23 protein-coding genes are annotated in these 24,507 nt (G+C 56.4%); 2 read left to right on the top strand and 21 right to left on the bottom strand.

From position 1 onward, the window contains the following. Positions 1-6: 6 nt before the first annotated feature. From UTO39_RS01380 to UTO39_RS01290, 19 genes are all read right to left on the bottom strand, one after another. Positions 7-804: a PP2C family serine/threonine-protein phosphatase gene (locus UTO39_RS01380; protein ID WP_023336024.1), complete on the bottom strand. Its 798-nt coding sequence runs from the start codon at positions 802-804 to the stop codon at positions 7-9. After that, positions 801-2,561, bottom strand: a complete 1,761-nt coding sequence (gene tagH / locus UTO39_RS01375) for a type VI secretion system-associated FHA domain protein TagH (RefSeq protein WP_320726250.1) — start codon at positions 2,559-2,561, stop codon at positions 801-803. Before tagH ends, UTO39_RS01380 begins: the two co-directional genes overlap by 4 nt. Before the next feature lie 87 nt (positions 2,562-2,648). Next, positions 2,649-3,065: a hypothetical protein gene (locus UTO39_RS01370; RefSeq protein ID WP_320726249.1), complete on the bottom strand. Its 417-nt coding sequence runs from the start codon at positions 3,063-3,065 to the stop codon at positions 2,649-2,651. A 107-nt stretch (positions 3,066-3,172) separates the two neighbouring features. Continuing rightward, on the bottom strand, positions 3,173-3,571 hold the full coding sequence (locus UTO39_RS01365) for a hypothetical protein (RefSeq protein WP_320726248.1): 399 nt from the start codon (positions 3,569-3,571) through the stop codon (positions 3,173-3,175). 1 nt (position 3,572) lies between these two features. Next, entirely contained in the window at positions 3,573-4,562 is a 990-nt protein-coding gene (locus tag UTO39_RS01360; RefSeq protein WP_320726247.1) for a hypothetical protein, read from the bottom strand. Positions 4,563-4,780: 218 nt separating this feature from the next. Further along, positions 4,781-5,188 (bottom strand): putative T6SS immunity periplasmic lipoprotein, encoded by a 408-nt coding sequence (locus UTO39_RS01355; protein WP_407065092.1) that lies wholly within the window; start codon positions 5,186-5,188, stop codon positions 4,781-4,783. 131 nt (positions 5,189-5,319) lie between these two features. Then, positions 5,320-5,802 (bottom strand): type VI secretion system tube protein Hcp, encoded by a 483-nt coding sequence (locus tag UTO39_RS01350; RefSeq protein WP_008502640.1) that lies wholly within the window; start codon positions 5,800-5,802, stop codon positions 5,320-5,322. Positions 5,803-5,981: 179 nt separating this feature from the next. Next, complete coding sequence (locus tag UTO39_RS01345) at positions 5,982-6,401, bottom strand: T6SS amidase immunity protein Tai4 family protein (RefSeq protein ID WP_407065099.1); 420 nt, start codon at positions 6,399-6,401, stop codon at positions 5,982-5,984. A gap of 14 nt (positions 6,402-6,415) precedes the next feature. After that, a complete protein-coding gene (locus tag UTO39_RS01340; RefSeq protein ID WP_248094228.1) occupies positions 6,416-6,910 on the bottom strand; it encodes a T6SS effector amidase Tae4 family protein in 495 nt (164 codons plus the stop codon). Beyond that, positions 6,907-7,338, bottom strand: a complete 432-nt coding sequence (locus UTO39_RS01335; protein WP_320726245.1) for a Rap1a/Tai family immunity protein — start codon at positions 7,336-7,338, stop codon at positions 6,907-6,909. Before UTO39_RS01335 ends, UTO39_RS01340 begins: the two co-directional genes overlap by 4 nt. Before the next feature lie 79 nt (positions 7,339-7,417). After that, positions 7,418-8,917, bottom strand: a complete 1,500-nt coding sequence (tssC, locus tag UTO39_RS01330; protein ID WP_014884232.1) for a type VI secretion system contractile sheath large subunit — start codon at positions 8,915-8,917, stop codon at positions 7,418-7,420. A gap of 2 nt (positions 8,918-8,919) precedes the next feature. Beyond that, positions 8,920-9,444 (bottom strand): type VI secretion system contractile sheath small subunit, encoded by a 525-nt coding sequence (tssB, locus tag UTO39_RS01325; RefSeq protein WP_061099651.1) that lies wholly within the window; start codon positions 9,442-9,444, stop codon positions 8,920-8,922. Between the two features lie 75 nt (positions 9,445-9,519). Continuing rightward, entirely contained in the window at positions 9,520-10,536 is a 1,017-nt protein-coding gene (tssA, locus tag UTO39_RS01320; protein WP_320726244.1) for a type VI secretion system protein TssA, read from the bottom strand. An 11-nt stretch (positions 10,537-10,547) separates the two neighbouring features. Beyond that, positions 10,548-11,264 (bottom strand): type VI secretion system-associated protein TagF, encoded by a 717-nt coding sequence (gene tagF / locus UTO39_RS01315; RefSeq protein WP_028013492.1) that lies wholly within the window; start codon positions 11,262-11,264, stop codon positions 10,548-10,550. A 16-nt stretch (positions 11,265-11,280) separates the two neighbouring features. Continuing rightward, positions 11,281-14,901 carry a type VI secretion system membrane subunit TssM gene (gene tssM / locus UTO39_RS01310; RefSeq protein WP_320726243.1) on the bottom strand — a complete coding sequence of 1,207 codons (3,621 nt, stop codon included), beginning with the start codon at positions 14,899-14,901 and terminating at the stop codon, positions 11,281-11,283. A 2-nt stretch (positions 14,902-14,903) separates the two neighbouring features. Next, the gene (locus UTO39_RS01305) at positions 14,904-16,142 is read right to left on the bottom strand and encodes a DotU family type VI secretion system protein (RefSeq protein ID WP_061097933.1); all 1,239 of its coding nucleotides are present in this window, start codon (positions 16,140-16,142) and stop codon (positions 14,904-14,906) included. A 17-nt stretch (positions 16,143-16,159) separates the two neighbouring features. Next, positions 16,160-17,503, bottom strand: a complete 1,344-nt coding sequence (gene tssK / locus UTO39_RS01300) for a type VI secretion system baseplate subunit TssK (RefSeq protein ID WP_061097932.1) — start codon at positions 17,501-17,503, stop codon at positions 16,160-16,162. A 28-nt stretch (positions 17,504-17,531) separates the two neighbouring features. Continuing rightward, a complete protein-coding gene (tssJ, locus tag UTO39_RS01295) occupies positions 17,532-18,035 on the bottom strand; it encodes a type VI secretion system lipoprotein TssJ (protein WP_028013495.1) in 504 nt (167 codons plus the stop codon). A 23-nt stretch (positions 18,036-18,058) separates the two neighbouring features. Then, positions 18,059-18,553: a hypothetical protein gene (locus tag UTO39_RS01290; protein WP_045260279.1), complete on the bottom strand. Its 495-nt coding sequence runs from the start codon at positions 18,551-18,553 to the stop codon at positions 18,059-18,061. Between the two features lie 981 nt (positions 18,554-19,534). Here UTO39_RS01290 and UTO39_RS01285 point away from each other — a divergent pair. Together UTO39_RS01285 and UTO39_RS01280 are read left to right on the top strand one after the other, a co-directional pair. Further along, the gene (locus tag UTO39_RS01285; RefSeq protein ID WP_320726242.1) at positions 19,535-21,823 is read left to right on the top strand and encodes an FdhF/YdeP family oxidoreductase; all 2,289 of its coding nucleotides are present in this window, start codon (positions 19,535-19,537) and stop codon (positions 21,821-21,823) included. Between the two features lie 23 nt (positions 21,824-21,846). Beyond that, the gene (locus UTO39_RS01280) at positions 21,847-22,743 is read left to right on the top strand and encodes a LysR family transcriptional regulator (RefSeq protein WP_061097930.1); all 897 of its coding nucleotides are present in this window, start codon (positions 21,847-21,849) and stop codon (positions 22,741-22,743) included. On the opposite strand, the gene UTO39_RS01275 is transcribed toward UTO39_RS01280, so the two are convergent. Next, on the bottom strand, positions 22,722-23,480 hold the full coding sequence (locus tag UTO39_RS01275) for a PhnD/SsuA/transferrin family substrate-binding protein (RefSeq protein WP_320726241.1): 759 nt from the start codon (positions 23,478-23,480) through the stop codon (positions 22,722-22,724). The two genes, UTO39_RS01280 and UTO39_RS01275, sit on opposite strands and share 22 nt — an antisense overlap. Next, positions 23,473-24,444, bottom strand: coding sequence for a fatty acid desaturase (locus UTO39_RS01270; protein WP_320726240.1), 972 nt, complete (start codon positions 24,442-24,444; stop codon positions 23,473-23,475). The genes UTO39_RS01275 and UTO39_RS01270 overlap by 8 nt, the downstream gene beginning before the upstream one ends. Positions 24,445-24,507: the final 63 nt, after the last annotated feature.

Here is a 24,507-nt window from a genome sequence, read left to right as displayed (position 1 = left end):
GTGTGTCTAATCAGTTCCGCAGGGAAGAAATTGTGCTGCGTCAGAGAGGGTATGCAGCAAAGTGGTGTCCTGAGGGTTGCCCATCCATACCGCCAGGGCGGTATAGTTATCCTGCGCATTCCCCTCCTGTTCGCCATTCTTTTGAATGATTTGGTTCATTAAGGTCAGCCACTCCTGCGGCGTATTGACCATGTGCAGCGACTGCTTCATTTGCTCTTCGCTGACGCCGTGCCAGAACCCGTCGGTGCAGAGTAAAAAGGCATCGCCGTCTTCCACCTGCACCACGTCGCTGTAGCTCGCTTCCGGTCCGCCGTTTTCAATTCCCAGCGCCAGATAAAGCAGGTTGCTGTTGAGATCGTCCGTCTGATGCCCGGCATCCTTCATCTGCTGCACCAGGCTGTGGTCCGTGGTGACGTGCCACAGCCATCCCCGGCGAAACAGGTACAGGCGGCTGTCGCCGGCATGCGCCCAGTACGCCAGCCCGTAGTCCCGGTCAATGAACAGGCTGACCAGCGTCGTGCCCATCCGTCGATAGTCCTGAACGGCCTGCTGTTCGCTCAGAATGGTGCGGTTCGCCGTCTGCACGTAGTCGCGGATATGCTGCGCGTTCAGGTGCTTGTCGCCATCGAAGCGGGAGATAATGCTGTTGCGGGCCAGTTCCGCGGCGACTTCACCACCGGGCAGACCCGCGATGCCGTCACAGACGACAAAGCAGGCCGAGCGTTCCCCTATGGTTTCTCCCGTCTGATCCTGGTTGCTGGCGCGCGTCCCCTGGCGGGAGAGAGAAGCGGTTGCGATATTCATTTGTCTTCCGATCCGCTCTGTGAGTCTTTGTACTGATTCACCTCCATGTCATACGCATGAAGGAAGGCTTCGCCGAACAGGGTGTGGAAGTCATCCTCAATTTCGCCCGCCGTTTCGCCATAGCTGCGAACAAAATAGTCCCACAGGGCGGCCTTGCGGCTGCCCGGCAGCGCCAGACGCGAGGTCATGCCGTTCTGCTTCGCCTGCTCCTCCAGCTGTTCCGGGTTAAACGACTGCAGCATCGCGGCGATGATGGCGCGGATACCGGAGATCATCCCCAGCTGGTGCGCCTGAAGGTCGATCAGCGCGTCGCGCACCGACTTGGTCGGCGGCATAAAGCCCGGCATCGGGGTGCCGAACATCTGAATTAAGACGGTTTTCCCGGTCGGCAACAGCTTGAACGGGTTGTTGGCATCGTCCAGCACCATGGTCATATCGGCTTTTACGCCGCGTTTCAGGATGGAGCGAGACGAGAGCAGCGCCACGGTGCCCTGCGAGAACATGCCCAGAATCTGCCCCAGCTGACGCATATTTTCCCGGTCAAACTGCGGAACGGGCTGCATTTCGCTCAGGCCCATGCCTTCGAGCAGCGCCTGCAGCAGCTCGCCCTGCAGCACTTCGCCCTTCTCGCCGTTATTCGCGCTGGCGGTTGGAGACGCCGCGTTATTGACCGGGTCGATGCGCAGGCGCCCCTTCGGTGCCTGAGCGCTGCTGCGCGCAACGGCCTGCGGCGTAGGCATGGTGAAGCCTGCGTAATCTGGCCGCGCCGGCTCTTCTTCACGCGGCGTTTCCTGCGGCTCTGGAGCGAACAGCGGAGAATCGGCAAGGACGTCCTCTTCCTGCTCTGGTTCAGGCGCTGGGGCTGGCTTTTCGTCAGCAATGTCATCCGGGTGGGTTAACGGCGCCCCGCCCAACAGCCCGAGCGGGTCATCATTGCGCGCGGCTGGCGCGCTGGCCTTTCCACCGAAAAGCGCCAGCGGGTCGAGCTCGTCCGCCGCGTCTTCTTTAGGAGCGGGTTGACCCTCAACAGGCGGCACCAGCGTGGAAGGCGTCACGTCGTCAAAAATGCTCTCTTTTTTGAACAGCGCTTCGTCGCTGAACAGCGTGTCCGGGTCGACGTTCTTACGCTCAAGCGTTGGATCGCTGTCGTTGAACATCGCGAGCGGATCTTCGGCATTACGCTCCGGCGCGGCGGGCTGGGAGAACGGATCCTGTGAGGCCGCAGGCTGGGGTTTTGCGCGGTTGCTGGAGATGCTGTCGGAGATGGAGAACTCCTGCATCAGGCTGTCCCAGATTTCGGAAGGCACGGCGGTCGGTTCCGCCTTACCGCGTGGCGCGGGGTTAGCAGGCTTCGCTTGCGCTGCGGGCGCAGCGGGTGCGGCTGTCGGACGTGACTGCTGCTGCATGCTGGCCGCCATTCGGCTCACCGGCTGCGTATCGTGGATCAGTTCGGTCACTTCGATACGGTAGTCATCAATACCGAGGATGTCGCCATCCTGGAGTTCAACCTGACGTCCCCGCTCCAGCGGAATATCATTTAATACCACGCGGGTGACGCTGCCACGGTTGGTGACGCGGCATTCGCCCTGGGCGTCAACGTGGACAATGGCCTGCAGACGCGAGATGGTGCGGTCATTGTCCGGCAATACCAGATTGTTATCCGTACCGCGCCCAATGGTGCCGCCCGGGGCGTAAAAATCACAGCTGCTCTGCGGCGGCTGATGACCGGGTTTCGTAGAAATAATTGTGAATCGCATGGCGTATTCCTGCTGGTATGATTAGCGCTCAAACGCTGCCGCTCTCGGGGCGAGAACGGCGGCGTTTGAGAAAGTGAATATCAAAAACTATTTAATGAAGGTTATAAAATATAATCCAACAATGAGCCATAGAGTGAATATTAACGCCTGTAATTTATAGCGACGATGTAACTTTAGTATCCAGCCAATCCTTTCTTCCGGTAACGACTGTACGTATTTATAAGCTTCTTCCTGAACAAGCCTTTCACGAGTGAACTTCATTTTTACGCCTTTATAAAGACGAACAAACCAGATTATTTTTTGATAATTTGCCAGTGAACCAAAAAAAGAAGCGTAGTCGGTTACCAGATCCAGGTCATATCCTTTTCGCCTGTAGTCAGAAAGTAACTGATTATAATCAGCCTCGTGTTTTTTGAAGTAACGAGAACTGAATAAATCCATCATTACAACGACCAGAGCCAAAACGACAATAAGAAACAAAAATAAGTCGTCTATATTCACCATAACTAGTACCACGGTAGATGATATTGCATACACCCAGAGCGTCAGCGCGAAGACGGTGGCGTTTGAGGTCACCCCCAAAAAGCATCATTTAAATTTTAAATGTATTATTAAATTTCATTAACGCCTGCTAATATTAAAAGCAGTACAAACAAAGCCGTGGCAACTTTAACCTTTGTGTTATATGAATTAATCCATGATAATTCGAAGTTAGATAAAACACTGTTGCACGGTTGAGGTTCAAGCCAACGTGATTCCGTCAATTTTATACGCTTGCCCCGCACAAGCCTTGATAAAATTGTGGTGCGAAAACCAAATCCCCAAAACCCAAGATTTTTCCAGGCCTGATAATCGTCTTCCTTGAGCAAATTCTTCTGAATTAGCAAGTCATAGATTTTATCAACTTGACCGGAATGTTTACGGTAATCAACATAGAACGTTAGCACAAGAAATATAAAAACGGCAAAAACACAAATAATAAAAGCAGAGTAAATATTATCAGCAATCACACTATTCTCCGCTAAATATTAAATTATTCATTTGTTCTCCTACAAACCCTCCAACCTTTGTTCCCCCGGCGGCCCCCACTGCGCCGACGACCAGACCACAAACGAGGGTGCCTGTTCCCGCTGTTGGTACGCCTAATGCAAGACAAACAGGAGCCGCAAGTGAAGAGCCTAACGCTGCACCAGCAACACCGCCCCCAAATTTGCTATATTCGCTCACTGCAACCTTACCACATTCATGTTCTCTACCCAGGGTGCATGCATGATAGACTTCATTAGTCGTATTCGCAAAAGAAAAACCTAACGCAACCCATCCACCTGCTTTCATATAAGCTGTAATTTTGGACGCCCGGTCAATATACGTTGAGTACCCTGGAATCGCACCAATACCAACCGTACTCCATTCATGAACAATAGATTTTGTGGAAAGTCCCAATGCTCTTTTAAGATCCGCATAATCTCTAAATTTGAGCTGTTTTTTTGTCAATTTGTTTAATAGCGGCTTGAGTTGCGCAAGAAGGGCATTACGTTCTGCATAAAACTGCTGCCCAATAAGAGTACCTTGTGTTCGATACTGGTTTTGGTAGGTTTTTTCAATTTTAATCAAAATACTTTCAATTTGTTTAAAGTAAGACTCCCCCGCACTGCTTGCATTTCCCACTAAGGTATCACCCCATGCAGTTATGGCGGCAATATTATCAAAGTTATTCTTTAAAAATTCTGCCGTATCCCCATCAATTGTTGCAAGTGCGTTGTTGACTTTCTTTTTGGCACTAGCTAACCCATTAATCTGATGTGATTGATTAGCATTATGCGGATCCGCAACAATTAATATCTGTCCAGGTTTGACCCACGCTGTATCTTTATTCAGCTGCATAAAATATTCGGATTTTTCATTACGTGAATTCCCAAACAGTTGTCTTGCCTGGAAGTCCAGCGTACCCGGTTGCTGTACCACACAGTAACCCGGAGCAACGTTTGACTGATTTGCCATGAAAAACTCCTTATGCTTCGCACAAATAAATAAATGCTATTTTAGGCATTCAGCGCCCGAATCGCGTCGCTATTGACGATTAAGTTGCACTTCAACACCTGATAACGACCCTGTTCAGTGCCGCCCGCTTTCTCTTTCAGTAAATAAACAATCCCCCCTTACCGAGAATATCGGCGTCCGCCCGGGGCGTGAAACGCGGCGTTTGGGGTTAACACATTCTATTCAGTTTGCATAAGCTTAAACTGGCCTGAGGGAGCCTCTTGTAAGGTGAAGCGGGCCGCATAGCGAATAGAATCGTTTTTCCCTGACACCTTCAGAGCAACATCATATTCTCCGGCTTGCCACGCGACATCCTTCCACTGATGACACTGCTGGGTCATTAACGTCACCTCAGGGCTAAACGTAGACGGCGGCGATATCGTTTTCCATTCATTTCCCGCGCGTTTCATAATGGTGGCCGAATGGCTGGTAACTGGCGCTTGTAACCCGTGGTTAGCGGAAATAGCAAAGCAGGGTTCATTGTTTTTAAGCGTAACCGCAAGCGACCGATATTGTGCAGGATGAGACACACAAGCGCTTACCATTAACGTGACCGCCAACACACCGAATAGCTGTTTCATAACCATACCCGCCGACCCTCAGGGTTTTGAAATTTGCAAATGGTGAGAGGACGGGCACCTCCTTACTACAAGCTTGTCATGCTATCTGACTTCCCGGTTGATAATGACCGGGGAAAACTCCCCGGCCATATACGCAATTATGCTTCTTTGTTTTCTTTGATGTTCCAGCCAGCGCTGCTTTCAGCACCTTTACCACCCGACGTGGTCTGCTCCCAGTACTGCTGTTTCACTTTCGCAGCCTGGAATGCGTAGGTCACACCAACGGTATCGCCGTTGTCTGCACCGGTGTACTGAACCGAAGTCACCAGCACGTCTTCCAGCGTAATGCGGGAATATTCCACCTGCTGGCCGCCGGCTTTACAGACGGACAGCTCAACCTTAGTCAGGTGTTTACCGCTGGCGCAGTGTTTCAGAATAGCGGTGGTGGATTTGTCGATCAGCGCGTTAACGTGCAGGTCGTTAAAGTTAACTTTACCGGCACCGCCGCCACCGCCAACGCTCATATTCCCAGGCTGAGAAGCGCCCCAGGAGAAGGAGGTAATATCAGTCCAGCCGGTGTGGTTAGAATCTTTAGATTCGCCCGTAACACCCTCGACCTTCAGAAACATATCAATAGCCATAATATCTACTCTTCGTGGATGAACAATATTGCTTTCGAAAAAGCACTTATATGGCAAACAGGAAAGCATGGGGCTGAATAAAACCGTCCATATTTTACCTCTGCCTCACATCAAATGACCCGTGTCATTTGACAGTCTTACATTCCCCCTGAATTAACGGAAAGAATGTGAAGTCTTTACTACTGCGGGTTGTCCTGAATCCAGGTGCGATCAGGATTTCCGATAATTAATTGAGGAACAAGTTTGTTAAGTTCGTCACTATGATAAAGACGTAGACAGTTTAAGGTTACGCCTTTTACATCGGGTTTTCGCTCCGAATGAAAACCATTAATTTGATTTTTATATTTTCCAATGATGGCTTCTACCTTCTCTGTACCGTTTTCGGCATCAAACGGTATCCACTCAATGAAAGCACTCGCACTGCGAGCCGCGTCAGCAGAAAACTGGCTGCCTTTATCGGCCACCTGCGCAAGGCAACGCGCCAGAACTAAATCTTTTACAACCTGCCGGTATGTTTGCTGCTGGTAAAAATCAAATTGTGGCTTATCGCCAAGAGCCGAAAACGTTAAAAACATGAGCAGAATAAATGCTCTCTTCAAATTCATTAGTGAAATTATTTTAATTCCCAAAACCAGATTTCCTGACAGTAAGGGAAACAATCGGAGTTACATATAAAAGAATTATTACTTAGGGGCTCAATGAGATCGATATGACCACCACCGTAACCATCAATTTTATTAAAGAAAACCACACCTTTTCTGCCGATCATCGACCGTGCACCTGCCTGACGATCGGTATAGATTTCTGCTTTCCCAAAAACGTGAGATTTATACAGTTGATCGGCGAGCAATTTTGCACCCGGCTCAATTGTTTTTCCCTTATAGGGCCCTGACTTTATGGGGAGACGCCCAGTAAATTCAACATTACATTTTAACAAAGCCAAACTCATCCTGACCGCACACGTATTTTCGTAGGCAGGCTGCTGTTTGATAATCGTTGAATAGTCGTAGCCAATTTCTGAGAAAAGCTGTTCACCAGAGGCAAATCCCGCACGAGCATGATTTGAAGAGTAATGTTGACGTTTCAGTTGTTCATATAATGGTCTCATTTATCACTCTCTTTTTTGCAAGGGCGTAATTCTTTCATGCCATCGGTGATAATTTTCGAGGCGCGCTCTTCTTTTTGCTCTGCCGTTAAGTTAGCGAAACGCGGGTAAAGAAACTCATGAAGGGTATTGGGTAAAAAAGGCTTTCCTTTGCACCAGACGGTCCCCTCGGAGGCATCCACAACCCCCAGAAGATACATATTGGCCTTAATGCGTTCACGTTCATTGGTTTTTGAAAGCCAGGCATTAGCAAACCGCTCTGCCGTAAGGTTTAAATCATATCCGGTTAAAAGAGCCGGATCGCGCATCATGTTTGATGTGTCATCCTGCGGCAATGCTTCCGCTCGCGGGTAAGTATATTTTTCTGGTTGCGCACTAGCCAGTGCTGAAACTGCCAGCAAACTGGTAGCGATTAATAGATTTTTTATCACCGGATATCCTTATTCACTGACAGTAATTAACCGAAATATAGCTTTTGGCTAACCGGCCCTATCGGGCCGGTTACCATCATCACGCGTCTTTCGTCTTCAGCGACGGCAGTTTAGAAACCAGACGCAGAGAAACGGTCAGACCTTCCAGCTGGTAGTGCGGACGCAGGAAGAACTTCGCGGCGTAATAGCCCGGGTTGTCTTCGATCTCCTGCACCTGCACTTCCGCCGCCGCCAGCGGTTTACGGGACTTGGTCTCCTGAGAGGAGTTAGCCGGGTCGCCGTCGACGTAGTTCATCACCCAGTCGTTCAGCCAGCGCTCCATCTCTTCGCGCTCGCGGAAGGAGCCGATTTTGTCGCGCACGATGCACTTCAGGTAGTGAGCAAAGCGGCAGCAGGCGAACAGGTACGGCAGACGAGAGGCCAGACGCGCGTTGGCGGTGGCATCCGGGTCGTGGTACTCGGCCGGTTTTTGCAGAGACTGCGCGCCAATAAAGGCCGCAAAGTCGGAGTTTTTGCGGTGAACCAGCGGCATAAAGCCGTTTTTCGCAAGCTCGGCTTCGCGGCGGTCGCTGATGGCGATCTCGGTTGGGCACTTCATGTCCACGCCGCCGTCATCGCTCGGGAAGGTATGGCACGGCAGGTTTTCCACCGCCCCGCCGGACTCCACGCCGCGAATCGAGGTGCACCAGCCGTACTCTTTGAAGGAGCGGTTGATGTTGGCCGCCATCGCATAGGCCGCGTTCGCCCACGAGTAGCTGTTGTGGTTCGCGCCGTCGGTCTGCTCTTCAAAATCAAAGCTGTCCACCGGGTTGGTGCGAATGCCGTACGGCAGGCGCGACAGGAAGCGCGGCATCACCAGCCCCAGATAGCGGGCGTCTTCGGATTCACGCAGCGAACGCCAGGCGGCGTATTCGGTGTTCTGGAAGATTTTGGTCAGGTCGCGCGGGTTAGCCAGCTCCTGCCAGGACTCCATCTGCATTACGCCCGGTGCGGTACCGGTGATGAACGGACAGTGCGCCGCAGAGCCGATGCGCGCCATCTCGCCCAGCAGCTCAACGTCCTGCGGGCTGTGGTCGAAGTAATAGTCGCCCACGATGCAGCCAAACGGCTCGCCGCCGAACTGACCGTACTCCTGCTCGTAGATTTTCTTGAAGATCGGGCTCTGGTCCCAGCCCACGCCCTTGAAGCGCTTCAGAGTGCGGCCCAGCTCCTGCTTGGAGATGCTCATAAAGCGGATCTTCAGCATCTCGTCAGTTTCTGTATTGTTCACCAGGTAGCTCAGACCGCGCCAGGCGCTCTCCAGCTTCTGAAACTCTTCGTGGTGAATAATCTGGTTCACCTGCTGCGACAGCTGCTCGTCGATACCGGCGATCAGGTTCTGAATGGTGCGGTAGGTGTCGTTCGAGAAGGTAACGGTATTTTCCAGCGCCTGCTGCGCCAGGGTCTTGACCGCGCTCTCCACGGCGGAACGCGCCTGATCGGTTTTCGGGCGGAACTCTTTGTTCAGCAGCGCGCTGAACTCATCCTGGCTGAACGCCTGACCCGCCTGCTGCTCATGTTGTTGAGTCTGGTTGCTCATGATTATTCCTCGCTACCTTTCGCACTGTCGTCATTTTTCGGCAGCTGGCTCAGAGATTTGAGCAGCGTCGGATCCTGCAGAATTTTAGCGATAAGCTCTTCCGCGCCGTTTTTGCCGTCCATGTAGGTCAGCAGGTTGGAGAGCTGTGTACGGGCTTCCAGCAGCTTGTTCAGCGGCTCAACCTTGCGGGCCACCGCGTCCGGCAGGAAGTCGTCCATGCTGTCGAAGGTCAGATCCACGTTGAGCTTACCTTCGCCGGTAAGGGTGTTATCCACCTGGAACGCCACGCGCGGCTTCAGCGCCTTCATGCGTTCGTCAAAGTTGTCGATGTCGATTTCAAGGAATTTACGCTCGTCGACTGCCGGCAGGTTTTCTACCGGTTTGCCGACCAGATCGGCCATAACGCCCATCACGAACGGCAGCTGAATCTTACGTTCTGCACCGTAGATCTCTACGTCGTACTCGATCTGCACGCGGGGGGCACGGTTACGTGCGATGAATTTCTGCCCACTGTTACTCATTGCCATGATGTTCTCCATCAAAGATGCGCGGTGAAGGTGAAACGGCAGGCTCCATGCCTGTCGTCATAATGCCTGGACGCGTTATTCGCGGCGTCCAAAGATGTTTTCCAGTTGGTTAACGCCGTCTGGCGCCAGGTCGCGAATAATGTCCATGAAGTTAAGTTCTGACAGCCGCTGCACCCGTTCAATCATCAGCGGCGCGGGGTGGCTCGGTTCGTACTGCGCAAAATACTGCTTCGCTTTTTCCAGCATCAGCTGGGCGTCGGCGCGGCTGGTGACCTGCACGCTACGCCAGTCGGTTACCAGCTGAACGGGCTGCGCTGCCGCAGGCTGCGGCTCAGCGTGCTGTTCAGCCTGCGCATCGCGGTTCGGCAGCAGCTTGCTGATGTCGGTCACCTGACAGGCGCTGGCGACCAGTCCCACGGTCTTCAGCAGCTGTTCCATTTCCGGTACGCCGCTTTCACCGAGATGCCCGGTAAGCAGCTCGCGGATGGCCAGCAGCCGCTCGTTAATCACAATGACAGCCGCGGTCCCCGGCTGGTCGCCGCGGGCCAGCTCGTCAATCAGCCGCGGACGGCCGCCCGGATAGTCCGGGCACTCGGTTTTACTGCCGTCCAGCAGCGCCTGGGCGTCACGCAGCGAAATTTCATCGCCGTTTGAACGCAGCAGCGAGGCGTTACGTACCGCGACGGTGAGCTCGGATTTATCGCTCAGCCCCGCCAGGGCGTTAATGCGGTAGAACGGGTCGGTTTCGCCATACTCTTCCAGCAGCGGATAGAGCGGCTCCCAGTAGCGCGCGATCGCCTCCTGCACCAGCAGCAGACCGTCCGCGTAGCCCGCAAGGCCGCGACGGCGGGTCCAGGCGTGGGTTAACGCCAGCATCACGCGAAGATCTTTGGTGCGGCTCAGCAGGCTGGTGGCCAGTTTTTCTACCGTGTTCCAGTCCGCAGGCTCTGCCGGGATGATGGTGTTACCAAACTGCTGTTCCGCTTTGCCCTGGCTTGCCTGGTTCATCGCCTGGAAGTCAGCGTCATATTCCAGATTGTCGCCACAGGGCTTGTCGGAGCTTATTGGCGCGAGAAATTCTTCGATATTCATACGTTCCCTGCTTATTCAAACATGGGCGGATAGAGACCGTGACGTCCCGGACGGGCGCCCCCTGCCGGGTCGAACAGCAGGGTGAAAAGCTGCCCGGTGAAGTTGCCGCTGTGAACGTGGGTGTACAGCGGGTAACCGTCGCAGCGGTTGGTCCACCAGTAGCTGGTCTGACGCAGCGGGTCAAAACACTCTGCCGCCTGCGGCCAGCCCAGCGTGCTTTGGCCATCCTCGTCGTAGCCAATCACGTCGAGGATGTCGGAACGCTTCTGCGGCTCGACGGGCTGCGGCGCCGGAATGGACATCAGCATCTCATCCAGCTGCGAGGCGGAAAAGCTGTTGCGCACCGCGTGCAGCCCCAGACGACCAATTTGCTGATACCAGCTCTCCGCCTGGCTGAGCAGGCTGGTCGACCACTCCGACGGGGCGAAGCTCAGCTGAATGCAAACCGGGTACTGTCGGCCGACGCTGTCGCGGCCGGGCAGCAGGCAGCCCATCTGGATCATCTGGCTGCCCAGCATCGGCGGGACGACGAAGTTCCAGACCGGAGCTTTGGTGAACTGGCGTTCGCCGCTGCGCTGCTCTTCCTGCTGCCAGGCCAGCAGGCCAACCTGAAACCAGTGCGACCACTGGCGCTGTAAGGTGTCAGGAAAGCGACGCTGCAGGAAATCTCCGGCGCTGGGTAATTTGCCATACCAGCTGTAGCGGTTCATCGCAGGGGTATTCGTCATACGGCTGTCCTTGCGGTTATGGGCATGAGAAACGGGGAAGCTGGAACGGGTTGCGAATGCTGTTTGGCGCGAACTCCAGCGTGACCTGATGTCCGTCAACGTTGAAGGTGGCCTGACGGCTCAGGCTTCCCGCGCCCGGGCTGGTGCTCGCTTTGTCGAAAAAGCGGTTGAGCGCCCAGGAGCCGTTGGTCGTAAGCGTCGCGGTGCTGCCGTTAGCCAGCCCCAGCTGCATACGGACCTGGTTGGTGCCGCCCGGCCCCGGCCAGTTCATGATCTGCACGGCCTGAGGACCGTGGCTGTAGCGCAGCAGCTGGCCGTCGACGTCCAGGGTCAGGTTCAGAATGGTGTTATCCATTCGCACTGTGCGAACCGTCACCTTGAAAGACGGCGTGGTTGCGCCGTTAGCAAAGAAAGCGTCGCGAATCGACTGGGCCTGCTGGAACGGTCTCAGCAGCCCTTCGCTGCCCGGCAGGGTTTTACCGTCGATGCCCGGCATAAAGCGCCAGTTTGCCTGCGTGGTATCCACTTTGTTGGTCAGGTTGTCGCGAAAGAAGGTGTCCATCAGCCCGGTCCCCGGCGCAAACATGCGGGCGAGATCGTCCGGCGTCACCTCGGTGCTGGCGCTGCGCACCAGCGGGTAGCGACCGGCAATTGCCTGACGGCAGAACCCGCCGACTTCGACGTTAATCCGCTTACGGACGTTTTCCAGATCGCGGCGCTGGGTATCGCTGCTGGCCCCCACCGCCATGTTGCTGAACATGGTTTGCAGCCCGCCCGGCAGACGACCGGCGCTGGCCTGCAGACGGCTGATCGCCTCGCCGCCCGGTGCCGGCATGCCGCTGTTGGCGGCGTCCTGCACGGCGGTCAGGTAGCGATAAAGCTCGTCTACCTGCTTAAGGAAATCATCAAAGACGATGGTCTTGCCGCCCTTCTCCAGCGGCTGGGCCAGCTCAATCATCGGCGCGTAGTGGTCCGTCACCAGCTGCTCCGGGGCCTGAGTCATCGCGGCGGCCTGCGTCGGGGCATTGTCATTATTGCTGAAAAGCGCTTCCAGCGTGCGGGTGGCGCGGTTGCTCTGCGCCTGCGCTTTACCGGCATCTTCCGGTGCCGGGGTATCGCGGGAGAGCGTCAGCACCTGGCTCAGGTTCTGCACCAGACGGCGCAGGGGCGAATTTGCGCCAGAGAGCAGGCGCGCGGTGTTGATGCGCTGGGAAAGATCGGCGCTGTTGTTTAGCTGGATGTCGGCGAGAAAACGATCCCAGTTCGCAATAAAGTCGCGCATGTAGAGCTGGCGCACGGCGTTATCGATCTGCTGTTTATCTTCCTGCGCGGTCGCGGCGCCCAGCACCCAGGCGTCGTCTTCATGCAGGGCGGTCGTCACGCTGTCAATCTGGCTGTTAAAGCTTTTCCAGTAACCGTCCGGCGTGTAGAGACCCGGCACGCCTTCGCTCACCGGCTTGCCGCTTTTGCGGGAAAACACCAGCTCGCTCTGCGGCCCGCCCAGGTCGGAAAGAGAGACCGGCTTGAGGTTGTCGTCATGTTCCAGCAGGCGCTTCAGGCGACCGTAGACGCGGGTTGAAAGCGGCTGCTGGTTAATGAGCGCTCTTTCACGCGCCACCAGGGATTCGTCCTGCGCGTACGGCGAGGCCTGAATTTTCGGCTCCAGCAGCTGAGTGAGATGCCATTCGAGCTGCTGCAGCTGCGCCTTCGTGACGTTTTGCGGCAGGTTGCGCTGCAGGTTGAGCATCACCCAGGAGTGCAGGAATTTACCGTCGTAGTGCTTCGGCTGATAGAGCATCTGATAGGCTTTCAGCGCCTCATAGCTATACTCCACGTCGCTGCCGTTGTCGTTGCGCAGCCAGGTGGTGATGTGCATCGCAACGGCAGGCAACAGAAGCTGATCCAGCGCCTTCTGGTACAAAGACTGGGAAGCATCGCTGACGTCATCCCCACGGTATAGCCCTATGCGGCGGGAGACTGGCGGATCGTTGACATCAAACGCGTCGCTTTTCGGCAGGTCCACCAGGCCATTCAGCAGAGGCAGCAGATCGAACAGGTCACGCTGCGGCTGGTTCTGCAGCGCTTTGCTCTGCTGGTCCAGCAGCGGCACCTTCGCATCCACCTCTTCCAGATAGGCTTTGTTCTTGGCATAGCTGGTCAGCCACAGCCCGCCGAGGATCGCCAGCAGGGCCAGCAGCGCCGCGTAGCCGGACCAGATCACCGCCCGGTTGCGCAGCTCCCACCAGCGGTTTTCCCCGGCAATCCCGGCTTCCTGGAAAATAACGTTTTGCAGCAGGTTTTTGATGAAGAAGCTCTGACCTTTAGCACCCGGTATAGGCGCTTCTTTACTGACCGAATCCCAGTTATCCGCCTCGCCCCCTTCCGGCAGCGACAGCGCGCGGTTCAGTTCGCCCATTACGCGGTCGAACGGCATGCCTTCCTGAGTCCCGCTGGCGAAGTAGATCCCGCGCGGCGAGAACTCGGTTTCGAAGTTGGAGCGGGCGAAGACCGTGCTCAGGTAATCCGCCAGCAGCGGACGCAGCGCGGCGAACTCCTGCGGGAAGAGATACGCTTCGGCGCGGGTTTTCGCATCATGCTCTTTGAGCATGGTTTCCGGCAGCCCGGCATCAAGGCGCTGCTGTAGCAGAGAAAACTCCTGCTGGAAGTTGCCCATCAGGTCGTAATCGGCGTGTTTGGTCTGCTCCCACGGCAGCGTAAAGCCCCAGATCTGATCGCGCTGCGCTTTGTCATAGTCGGCAAACCAGGCGCGGAAGCCTTTGAGCAGGTCGGCCTTGGTCACCATCACGTACACCGGGAAGCGGATACCCAGCTGTTCATGCAGTTCGGACAGGCGCTGGCGCAGGTTCACCGCCTGCTGGCGGGACGCTTCGGCGGACTGGGTCAGCAGGTCCGAAATGCTGATCGTGACGATGACGCCGTTGATCGGCTGGCGGCGACGGTACTTGCGCAGTAACCCCATGAACTGCAGCCATTCACCGGCATCCTGCGCCTGCTCGCTCTCCTGTGTGGTATAGCGACCCGCGGTGTCCAGCAACACGGCCTCGTTGGTGAACCACCAGTCGCAGTTGCGCGTGCCGCCAATACCGCGCAGCGCGGTTTTACCGAAACGGTCGGCCAGCGGGAACTGCAGCCCGGAGTTCACCAGCGCCGTGGTTTTACCGGAGCCCGGCGCGCCGATAATGACGTACCACGGCAGTTGATAGAGATATTGCGTGCTGAAGCGCTGCGTCCACTGGGCGCCCTGACCCGCCTTGCTGAAGTGCGCTTTTTTAAGCATCTGCGCGGCTTCATCAAAACGGCTGGCGAGGATCTGCTCCTCGCTGTTCAGGCGCTGCTGCGGATCCGCCGCCTCCGGGCTGGCGGTGTTCTCGTTGAGCTTGTCCATCAGCTTGCGGTTCAGCCAGGCGTTATAAAGACGCGGCAGAATATGGCCCTGCGCCCACAGCAGGTAGACCACGGCGATACTGATGATGCGGTTCTGTTCGGATTCGAGCGGTCGGGTGTCCACGATGGACAACAGCGGACCAATCATCCAGATCACCGCCGCCAGCGCCGTTACGCCGAGGAAGCTCCACAGAATGCGGTTGGTCAGAATGGAAAGAAGTGTAGTCAGCATCCTTAGTTTCCTTGCGGCAATCCGTTCAGCTCGGCCTGCGTGTTTTCAGGCGACACCAGCAGAGTAATTTCCACACGGCGGTTACGGGCGCGGTTTTCCGGCGTCGTGTTCGGCGCTACCGGGTTAATCTCGCCCCGCCCTTCCGCCTTCACGCGGCCGGGCTGAGAGAGGCTTCCCTGCAGCATTTTCTGTACGGAGCGCGCGCGTTCCAGTGAGAGCTCGTAATTAGAGGCAAAGCGCGCGCTGCGGATCGGCACATTATCGCTGTAGCCCACCACCAGAATTTTGCCGCTGACGTTGTTCATCGCCTGCGCAATGCGGTTGATGACCGGTTCATAGCGGTCGCGCACGACGGTCGAGGCGGAGGCAAACAGCCCGTCGCCCTTCAGGATCACGACGCTGCGATCCGCTTCGTCTTTCACCGCCACCAGGCCCGCCTCAATTTCAGGCTTCAGGAAGCCGCGCAGGTTAAGCACCGCGGGCAGCTGGCGCGCCGGCTGCTGGATGGTGGTTTCCGGCAGCTGAGACTGATAAATCTTCGCCAGCACCGGGCTGGTGTTGTCGCCAAGGCGCCAGTTAAGCACGATATAAAACAGGCAGGCGATAAACCCGGCCAGCGCCACGCAGGCCCACAGAGGAACCATCGGCCGCCACAGCTTGCGAAGCACCGGGCGATCTTCCGGATGGGGAGAAAGCGGCGGCGGATAGCTGCCGCGCACGCCGCGGATCATCTGCCACAGCCGCTGCTTGATGGTTTCAAGCTGGGTACGGCCATTGTCCAGCACCCGGTAGCGCCCCTCGAAGCCGAGCAGCAGGCAGTAGTTGATCATCTCCAGCAGGAGAATATGCTCGCGCGGGTTCTGCGACAGGCGCGCCAGCAGCTGGAAGAACTTCTCGCCGCCCCAGGTTTCGTTATGGAACGTCACCAGCAGGCCATTGCTGGACCAGACGCCGCTGCTGCCCCAGGGGGTAAGCGCGGCGGCCTCGTCCAGCGCCGTGCACAGGCAGTAGCGCGCCCCGACGATCACTTCGTAGGGCAGCCCCGCCTGCTGACAGCGGACTTCAAAACGGCGAATCTCATCGATCAGGCGCTGGCGTAACGCCACCTGATCGTCATGTGATACCGAATGACGGATCTGCGGAATCGCATTGAGCAGCGGATTGGCGGCCGCCACCAGCGGGTTGTTGCTACTGGCTCCGGTAAACGCGGCATCACTGCCGGTGTCCTGTCGTTCCTGCATATTAAGCGCTCGCTTTATTATTCTGTCGGGCTACGGATGGCCCAAAACTCCATATCCAGCCCCGGGAATTCACCCGCAAGGTGCAGGGCGAATGCGCCGGACTTATCCATCTCGTGCCACAGCTCGCTGCCCTTCTCCAGCTCGAAGTAGCTGTAGCCGGCATGCCACGGGATCTGCGGCGGCGCGACAGGCATGGCGCGCAGCATAATGCCCGGCAGCTGAAGCTGAACCAGATCGCGAATTTTCGACACCGGCGCGATTTTCATCTGCGCCGGGAAATGGGTTTGCAGATGGTCGCCTGGCACGTTGGCTTTCACCGCCAGCACGAAGCCAAATTCGCGCACCATGCTGGTTTCAGGAACGGTGGCAATGTTCAGGCCATGCGAGCGCTCGTTAAGCGGCAGCTGAATCGCGTGATCTTCCATCACCAGCGCCAGCCCCTGGCGCAGCATCAGCATCAGCTTGCTGAAGCAGTTCGCCAGATCGTCGTGATCGTAAATCGGCAGCACGCTCTCGGTGGTGCGCTGCGACGTCCAGGTCGTGAGCTCGGTGGCAAACGGCAGCCAGCTGCGCCAGAGGGTTTCCGGGTGCAGCAGCGGCAGCGTTTTCAAATGTGAAACCTCGCCCAAATGACGGTTCACCAGCGAGAGCAGCGTAAATTCAATCAGTTCGGAGGTGTTAAAGCGGCCAGGCTGGCGCAGGCGGCCGCCAATCTGCTGGCTGCGCTGCACCAGCAGGCCGTGCAGATCGTTGATCATGCTGTAGATCTGCGGGCTGTTATTGGCGTTCAGCATCGGCGGGATGTAGCTGTTGTCCAGCCGCACGTGGTTGTCGTTGCGTTTTTCCGTCACAAACGCCACGCCGATGGCGGTCCATTCTGCCGTAAGGTCTTTTTCCAGCATCAGCGTCAGGCGCAGGCGGCCAAACTGGACGGTGGCATCCCCCACCGACATGGCGTTATCGTCCTCCACCTCCTGCTCAAATGCGACGAAGCGCGCCAGCGAGGCCGGCTCTTCGCTGAAAATCACCTCCTCCCGCTCGCCACGACGAACCGGTAGCGCGAGCACCACCTTTTCGTTGGTGAGATTGTCAGGAATTTTTAGCGGCGCGGGACCATTGCGTCCGTTGCGTACCTGGAAAAAGGTGCCGTCCGGCAGTAACCCGCTGCAGTAGCTCAGGGCAATGCAGCCCTGGCGAAGCATCGCTTCGTCCAGTTCTACGTCGAGAAAGCCCCAGAGATAGGAACGCTGCAGCGCACCCCACTCACGAACATGGTTGAGCAGATAACTTTCAGTCCGCTGAAAATGGTGTGGACGCAGGAACATGCCTTCGGTCCAGACGACCTTTTCTGCTTTGGTCATGATGATGTGTTTCCTGTTGTGAAGCGCGTTACTGGCTGATGACCCGAATGCCGTTTACGTCGAGAAAAACGTTGGCCTGGAGTTCATCCGCGGACCATTTCCAGAACTGGTAGATATGATTTTCGCCTGGCACAGGCAGCGGGAGTGAAACGCGCCATTTTTTACCGTCCAGCTTCTGATATTCCGCCATCACGCCGATGTAGCGCGCCTCGGGATCGCTCTGACCGCTGAGGGTTTTGGAGAGCTGTCCCGGCATCAGGAAGAAAACGTCGCTGTTCAGCAGATTCGCGCCAAGCGTTGCCGACGCGTTGTTCTGCAGGGAATAGAAGTCGCTGGACATGAAATCCGCATCGGATTTCAACAACAGCACCCGGACTTTAAGTGGCGCAGAATCATTGATTTGTGGATGAGCCTGAAACTGCAGATTGTAGCGGGAAGGGTCGCTGTGTGAAGACGACGTACAACCACTGACAAGGGCGAAAATCGCCGCGTAAAAGACTAACCACAGCCGATGAAACTTTTTATTATTCATAAAAATACGCCCACGAAAGCCGTTTAGTTCAGGATCCAGGTACCGTTAGCGCTGTCTTTACAGGCTTTGCTGTTGCCATCCACATCGACGCAGGTCGCTTTTTTACGCGCCTTAGGACGAATGGCCTGTTTACGAACGGTGGCTTCGTACTGGTCGGCTTTGATAACGGCACGCATCGGGACGTAGCCAATCAGCTGGTCATTCCCCTCATCGGCGAGCGCCATCCAGTAGTGTTCAACCTGCCCCAGCACGACATAGGTTTTTCCGGTTTCCAGCGTACGGATAACCTTTCCGCCAAAATCAGGACGGCTCATCAGGGAGGCCGGATACATGGCGCGATAGGGCTCGTTAAGCTGGGTGAATTCCGTTGGCGGCACCACGGCGTGACGGTGGGTCAGGGTGACACCGTTGACCTGGCTGGTCACGATCGTGTCGTCGGTGATTGCCGGTTTCTGTGGCGCTTTACAGCCCGCCACCGCCATTACAAACAGAAGTGAAAACAGTACGCGCATTTTCATATGCTTTTCCGTAGCGATATTTTGATGATGGAGATAAGGGGATGAAATTTGACTTAGGTGCTATTGTTAAAATAGTCAGGATAATTTCGGTGTGTTACTAATTTAAAGGCATAGCTACCGCACGAGCCCTTCAGAATAAGGCCCAGCGTCTTCCTGACATATTTTGACAAACGGTAAACAAGTTTACATGAGCTTTGCTTCAATTCAATATTTACCGCCTCGTAAGTGGTGGTAATTGAAGCAGTCAAAACATTATAGGATTTATCTGATAAAAAAACCCGTAATGACCTGGCTCTACTTATTTCATCAACGCATAACCACATAACCCAATGTTATTAAAGCAGAAAAGACAAAAGAGAACTGATTTCATTAACGCATTAATGCTATTATCGCCACTACCATAATTAGTAGAATTGTCGTTTTGGTGATATCAGAAGAATATATCGACGATAAATTATTTGTTGCACTAACAGGGTAACTTTAATAATGCCTGCATTACCTGACAACAGCATCGCTATTTTACTTACGCCGCGCACCTTTAATTTCACGGCTCAAAATAACTTATATTTCGTGTTGTGATAATTACCCTGTAAGTCATTATACATTTCCATTAATCATTAAGCCTCAGTAAACCTTCCCGCCACTATTTCGAATGCCGAAGCTGTTACAGCACCTGCCAGCCGCGAAGATTCCATTTTTTGAGCGACAGCAATTTTCATTCGAAACTTTACCTGCACTACATACTTTCTCGCTCCACGCTATCTATCCTGCCTACCGGACGATAGATACAATTTATTATTAAAATGCTAAAATTTCGTTATAATTTCTTTAAATAGTTACACAGCAATCCTTTTAACTCATTGTTATAAAAAATAATTACAGGCAAGAGCCGTAACGCGACCGCATGGATTTCTATCCCTGCGAGTCATTGCTTTTGCTTATTACCCAGCCGTTGCGCGACCAAACACGTCAGGAGTATGTATGAACACGAAAAGACGCTCAGTTCCCGGTATCAGACACTATGATGGTCCTGCCGGCGGCTGGGGCGCGTTGAAGGCGACGGCCATTGCGGTACGTACCCAAATGGATACCTTTGAAGCCCCCGCTACGCTGCTGCGCACCAACCAGCCTGACGGTTTTGACTGCCCCGGCTGCGCGTGGCCCGATAAAGAGCACAAATCGACATTCCAGTTCTGCGAGAACGGCGCGAAAGCGGTGACCTGGGAAGCCACCAGCAAACGCGTGACGCCCGCGTTTCTGGCGGAAAACAGCGTCTCTTCGCTGCTGGCAAAATCGGACTTTGAGCTGGAAGGTTACGGTCGTCTGACGCATCCCCTGCGCTACGACCGGGCAAGCGATACCTTCCGCCCCGTCGACTGGGACGAAGCGTTTCAACGTATCGGGGAAATATTGCGCGGGCTCGAACCGGACCAGGTCGAGTTCTATACCTCCGGGCGCGCCTCCAACGAAGCGGCGTATCTGTTCCAGCTGTTCGCCCGCGAGTACGGCACCAATAATTTCCCGGACTGCTCGAATATGTGTCACGAGGCCACCAGCGTCGGCCTGCCGCGCTCCATCGGAATTGGGAAAGGCACCGTCTCGCTGGACGATTTCGACAAGACCGAGCTGGTGATCTCCATCGGCCATAACCCCGGCACCAACCATCCGCGAATGATGGGTACCCTCCACGAGCTGGCTCGCCGCAACGTGCCGATTATCGTCTTTAACCCGCTGCGCGAGCGCGCCCTCGAACGTTTTGCGGACCCGCAAAGCGTGATTGAAATGGCAACCTATAGCTCTACGGATATTGCCTCCACCTATTTCCAGGTGAAGGCCGGGGGCGATGCCGCCGCGCTGAAGGGCATTGCCAAACATCTTCTGGAAATGGAGGCCGAACGCGGTGGCGTGCTGGATCGCGCGTTTATTGCCGAACACACCCAGGGCATTGAGGATTTTGCCGCCGATATCGCGCAGACCCGCTGGGATGATATCGAGCGCGAGTCCGGGCTCAGCCCGGCGGCGCTTAAAAAGGTGGCCGAGGCCTATGCGAAATCAAACGCCACCATCATTACTTACGGAATGGGGATTACCCAGCACAATAAAGGCACGGCGAACGTCCGCCTGATTGCTGACCTGCTGCTTTTGCGCGGGAATATCGGCAAGCCCGGGGCGGGGATCTGCCCCCTGCGAGGCCACTCTAACGTTCAGGGGAACCGGACCGTCGGGATTAGCGAGAAGCCTGCCCCGGCCTTCCTGAACCGCCTGCAAGAGGTGTTTGGCTTTGAGCCTCCTTCCCGTCACGGACACGATGCGGTGCAGGCGACGCAGGCCATGATCGACGGTCGCGCAAAAGCGCTCATCTGCCTCGGCGGTAACTTTGCGGTTGCGATGCCCGATCACGAGAACGGTTTCCCGGCGATGGGGTCTCTGGATCTCAGCGTGCACGTTGGGACCAAGCTGAACCGTACCCATCTGCTGGTGGGCAAAGAGACCTTTATTTTCCCGTGCCTCGGCCGCACGGAGCTGGATATGCAGGCCACCGGCCGCCAGTCCATCACCGTCGAAGACTCCATGTCGATGGTGCATGCCTCTTCCGGCAAGCTGAAACCCGCCTCGCCGCTGCTCCGTTCGGAACCTGCCATCGTCGCTGGTCTGGCGAAGGCGACCCTGCCGGAGACACGCGTGGACTGGCTGACGCTGGTCGAAGATTACGACCGCATCCGCGATCTGATCGAGCAAACCATTCCTGGCTTTGAGAACTACAATGCGCGGATCCGCGTTCCCGGCGGCTTCCGCATGCCGCTGCCGCCCACGCAGCGCATCTGGCCGACCGCAACGGGCAAAGCGATGTTCTCGGTATTCGACGGCGTACAGGAAAACGCAAGCGGTGAAGGCGAGCATGTGCTGCGCCTGATCACCCTGCGCAGCCACGATCAGTACAACACCACCATTTACGCCCTGGACGATCGCTACCGCGGCGTCTTTGGCCGCCGCGACGTGCTGTTTATGAACGAAGAGGATATGGCGCAGTCAGGGCTGGAACACGGCGACCGCGTGGATATCGAAACCGCCCTCCCCTGCAGCGCTCAGCGTCTGGAGGATATTACGGTGGTGGCGTACAACATCGCCCCGGGCTCCGTCGGCGCCTATTACCCGGAGGCCAACGTGCTGGTGCCGCTCGATTATCTCGATAAGGACAGCGGTACGCCGTCGTATAAATCGGTTCCGGTACGCATTACCCTGCGCTCGAAAGAGATCCGCATGCTGTAAGGCTTCACGCGCAGAGAAGAGTGATGGACATAAAACAGTTAAAATATTTACTCGCGCTCGACGAAACCCGCCACTTTGGTAAAGCGGCCTCGCGGTGCAACATCACCCAGCCGACCCTCTCCATGCGCATCCGCAGCCTGGAAGAGGAGCTGGGGCTGGTGCTGATCGTGCGCGGTCAACGCTTTGAAGGGTTTACGCCGGAGGGCGAGCGTATTCTGGCGTGGGCGCGCGCGCTTCTTGCCGCGCACGACGGATTGCAGGCGGAAGCCGCGCTGTGCAAAGGCCAGGTGGTGGGGGAATTACGTCTGGGGATGGTGCCGCTGGCGAGCGTGGATCCGATGATCTTCATCCGCCAGCTGACGCAAAAATATCCGGAGCTGACCTACAGCCTCTATTCTATGTCTTCGGCGCAGATTGCCGACGGCGTCAGCCGCAACCAGCTTGAGCTGGGGATTTGCTACCTGAACAGCATCGACACCAGCCTGTACGACATTATCCAGCTTCCCAAAACGAAAATGGGCCTGCTTCACGACACCCGCCATTTCCAGCCCGGCCGGGAAGCGCTGACCTGGCACGACCTGACGGATTTTCCGCTGGGGTTCCTGACCAAAGGGATGCATTACCGGGCGCATATGGAGGCCAGCTTTAACGCTGCCGGTATCGAACCGACGTCCGTTTTTGAGAGCGACTCCACGTACCAGATCATTCAGGCGGTTCAGAGCGGCGTATGCTGCGCCGTGATGCCGCTGAACAACGGGCTTGAAGAACTGAACGGCACTTTCAGGATCGTCCCCATCGCCGATGCGAATATTGAGGCTCCCGTCGGCCTGATTATGCGCAGGCAGAAACCCGTCTCTTCGCTGGCGCTGCGCTGTTTTACCGACGCGCAGGCGATTTATCACGCGAGCAACGAGGCGTAGGCCTGGCGCGACACCGCGCTAAAACCGCCGATCAGCACCGCGGCGCAAATCTCCCGATGTTCCGGTGAACTGACCAGCGCGTGGAGCGCATCGCGAATGACGATGAGCGTTTCGGGGGGCGTGCGTCGCGACGTGATTAACGGCAGCCCTGGCGTCAGCGGCGTTCGATCGAACGCCGCCAGTCCCGCAAGCCGTTCGGGCTCATGACGCGCCAGCAGCGCCCAGGTTACGCAGTCGATGGCGGCGATATCGCTCTTCCCGCGCTGCAGGTCAATCAGCGACTGACGGTGGCTGCCGCTGAAGGACGTTTGTGAGAAAAATGGCCCGTCAACAATCAGCGGAGCCACCTTTTTTCGCAGCGCGTTATAGCCAGACTGGGAATCCGCAGAATTACAGACCGCCCGACGTCCGCGAAAATCCGCCAACGTCAGGTGCCGATCCTCCTCGCGCGCCACCAGAAAGCTGCGGTACTGGAACCCTTCGCAGCCCGGTGCCGTGTAGTGAAAACAGCCCACCACCTGCACGTCCGGGAGCTGCGTCACCAGCGGGTAGCCGCACGTCTGGCTGAGGATAAGCTCAGGCTGCTGCCAGTGGGTCAGCAGGTCAGACTCCGGCCAGCCGGGAGCACCATCGACGGGCACGCCGCGCACGACCAGCAGATGCTGCAGCGCCAGCCAGAGCGCGCGGGTATCGGCGCGATCCACGGCGTACATGGGCAACGCCAGCAGGTTACTCATGCCTCTCCTCCTGTTGTTTTCCGGGATGGACGGTGACCTCCACTGGCCGGGTCCAGAACTGGCGTAGCCATTCACCGTAGCCCCGGACCACAAAGCCGTGGTTACGCTGGCGGTACGCCTCCCGGTTTTGCCGGTAGATCGTCGGCAACCCGTACCAGGGAACGCCCGGTAAATCGTGGTGAATAGAATGGTAGTTGAGATTCAAAAATAGCACCCGCCAGACTAGCCCGGCCTCGTTAATGACCGAGCGCGCGAGCGGATCGTCCGCCGCCCGATGCTCGTAAAACGAGCGGACTTTGGTCAGCGCCAGCGCCGGATAGCTTACCGCCAGCACTAACCAGACGGGTGAAAAGCCGTGATGCGCCATCCACGCGAAAAGTGCCGCCAGCAGCAGAACATGAACCAGCCACATCGCCATCGCCCGCAGGTGAAAATCACGAAACGCCGCCACGGCGCCGCCCAGCGCCTGAAGGATATCCAGCAGCGGTGCCAGCACCAGCCGCCCGACAAAGGTATTTCGGGCCCGGATCGCGCGCTTCTGCCAAGGGGAAAAGCGCGCCCAGCTCGCCTCGGTAAAATAGTACGACTCCGGGTCATCCGCCGGAAAGGTCAGGCTATCGTGACGGTGATGGGCCAGATGGGAATCCCGGTACAGGCCATACGGATACCAGACCGCCAGCGGGAGCGTGCCAAACAGCTGGTTAAGCCGGGCAAAACGGGTGGGATGCCCGTGGATCAGCTCGTGCTGCAGGGACATATACCAGGCGGTAAACCAGATAAGCAGCAGCGTGGCGGGCAGCAGGCCGAGCGTTTGCCAGAACGTTAGCGTGGTAAACCAGCCGGTATAAATGGTAACGATCAGCAGCCACGTGGGGAGTTCGCTTCGCCACAGCATCCCGGATGCAAGACGGTGGATGTGATTGCGCTGCTGCGGATGTAAATAGAGGGAGCTTCGTTTACGCATTCCTTCAGACGCCGTTTCGCCAGAGACAATGCTCTGACGATCGGGGATAACGCCTGAAATGAC

It is taken from the genome of Enterobacter sp. 118C5, from assembly GCF_034107645.1.
In the GTDB taxonomy this organism is placed as follows: domain Bacteria; phylum Pseudomonadota; class Gammaproteobacteria; order Enterobacterales; family Enterobacteriaceae; genus Enterobacter; species Enterobacter nematophilus.
This window is presented reverse-complemented; position numbering and strand designations above follow the sequence as displayed.

Coding starts and splice junctions, on each gene's coding strand:
- UTO39_RS01360 (WP_320726247.1), bottom strand. CDS start 4,562: ATGGCAAATCAGTCAAACGTTGCTCCGGGTTACTGTGTGGTACAGCAA.
- tssJ (WP_028013495.1), bottom strand. CDS start 18,035: ATGAATAATAAAAAGTTTCATCGGCTGTGGTTAGTCTTTTACGCGGCG.
- UTO39_RS01340 (WP_248094228.1), bottom strand. CDS start 6,910: ATGAGACCATTATATGAACAACTGAAACGTCAACATTACTCTTCAAAT.
- UTO39_RS01355 (WP_407065092.1), bottom strand. CDS start 5,188: ATGGTTATGAAACAGCTATTCGGTGTGTTGGCGGTCACGTTAATGGTA.
- UTO39_RS01270 (WP_320726240.1), bottom strand. CDS start 24,444: ATGCGTAAACGAAGCTCCCTCTATTTACATCCGCAGCAGCGCAATCAC.
- UTO39_RS01275 (WP_320726241.1), bottom strand. CDS start 23,480: ATGAGTAACCTGCTGGCGTTGCCCATGTACGCCGTGGATCGCGCCGAT.
- tagH (WP_320726250.1), bottom strand. CDS start 2,561: ATGCGATTCACAATTATTTCTACGAAACCCGGTCATCAGCCGCCGCAG.
- tssC (WP_014884232.1), bottom strand. CDS start 8,917: ATGAGCAACCAGACTCAACAACATGAGCAGCAGGCGGGTCAGGCGTTC.
- UTO39_RS01370 (WP_320726249.1), bottom strand. CDS start 3,065: ATGGTGAATATAGACGACTTATTTTTGTTTCTTATTGTCGTTTTGGCT.
- UTO39_RS01305 (WP_061097933.1), bottom strand. CDS start 16,142: ATGCAGGAACGACAGGACACCGGCAGTGATGCCGCGTTTACCGGAGCC.
- tagF (WP_028013492.1), bottom strand. CDS start 11,264: ATGACGAATACCCCTGCGATGAACCGCTACAGCTGGTATGGCAAATTA.
- tssK (WP_061097932.1), bottom strand. CDS start 17,503: ATGACCAAAGCAGAAAAGGTCGTCTGGACCGAAGGCATGTTCCTGCGT.
- tssM (WP_320726243.1), bottom strand. CDS start 14,901: ATGCTGACTACACTTCTTTCCATTCTGACCAACCGCATTCTGTGGAGC.
- tssB (WP_061099651.1), bottom strand. CDS start 9,444: ATGGCAATGAGTAACAGTGGGCAGAAATTCATCGCACGTAACCGTGCC.
- UTO39_RS01380 (WP_023336024.1), bottom strand. CDS start 804: ATGAATATCGCAACCGCTTCTCTCTCCCGCCAGGGGACGCGCGCCAGC.
- UTO39_RS01285 (WP_320726242.1), top strand. CDS start 19,535: ATGAACACGAAAAGACGCTCAGTTCCCGGTATCAGACACTATGATGGT.
- UTO39_RS01290 (WP_045260279.1), bottom strand. CDS start 18,553: ATGAAAATGCGCGTACTGTTTTCACTTCTGTTTGTAATGGCGGTGGCG.
- UTO39_RS01350 (WP_008502640.1), bottom strand. CDS start 5,802: ATGGCTATTGATATGTTTCTGAAGGTCGAGGGTGTTACGGGCGAATCT.
- tssA (WP_320726244.1), bottom strand. CDS start 10,536: ATGAATATCGAAGAATTTCTCGCGCCAATAAGCTCCGACAAGCCCTGT.
- UTO39_RS01280 (WP_061097930.1), top strand. CDS start 21,847: ATGGACATAAAACAGTTAAAATATTTACTCGCGCTCGACGAAACCCGC.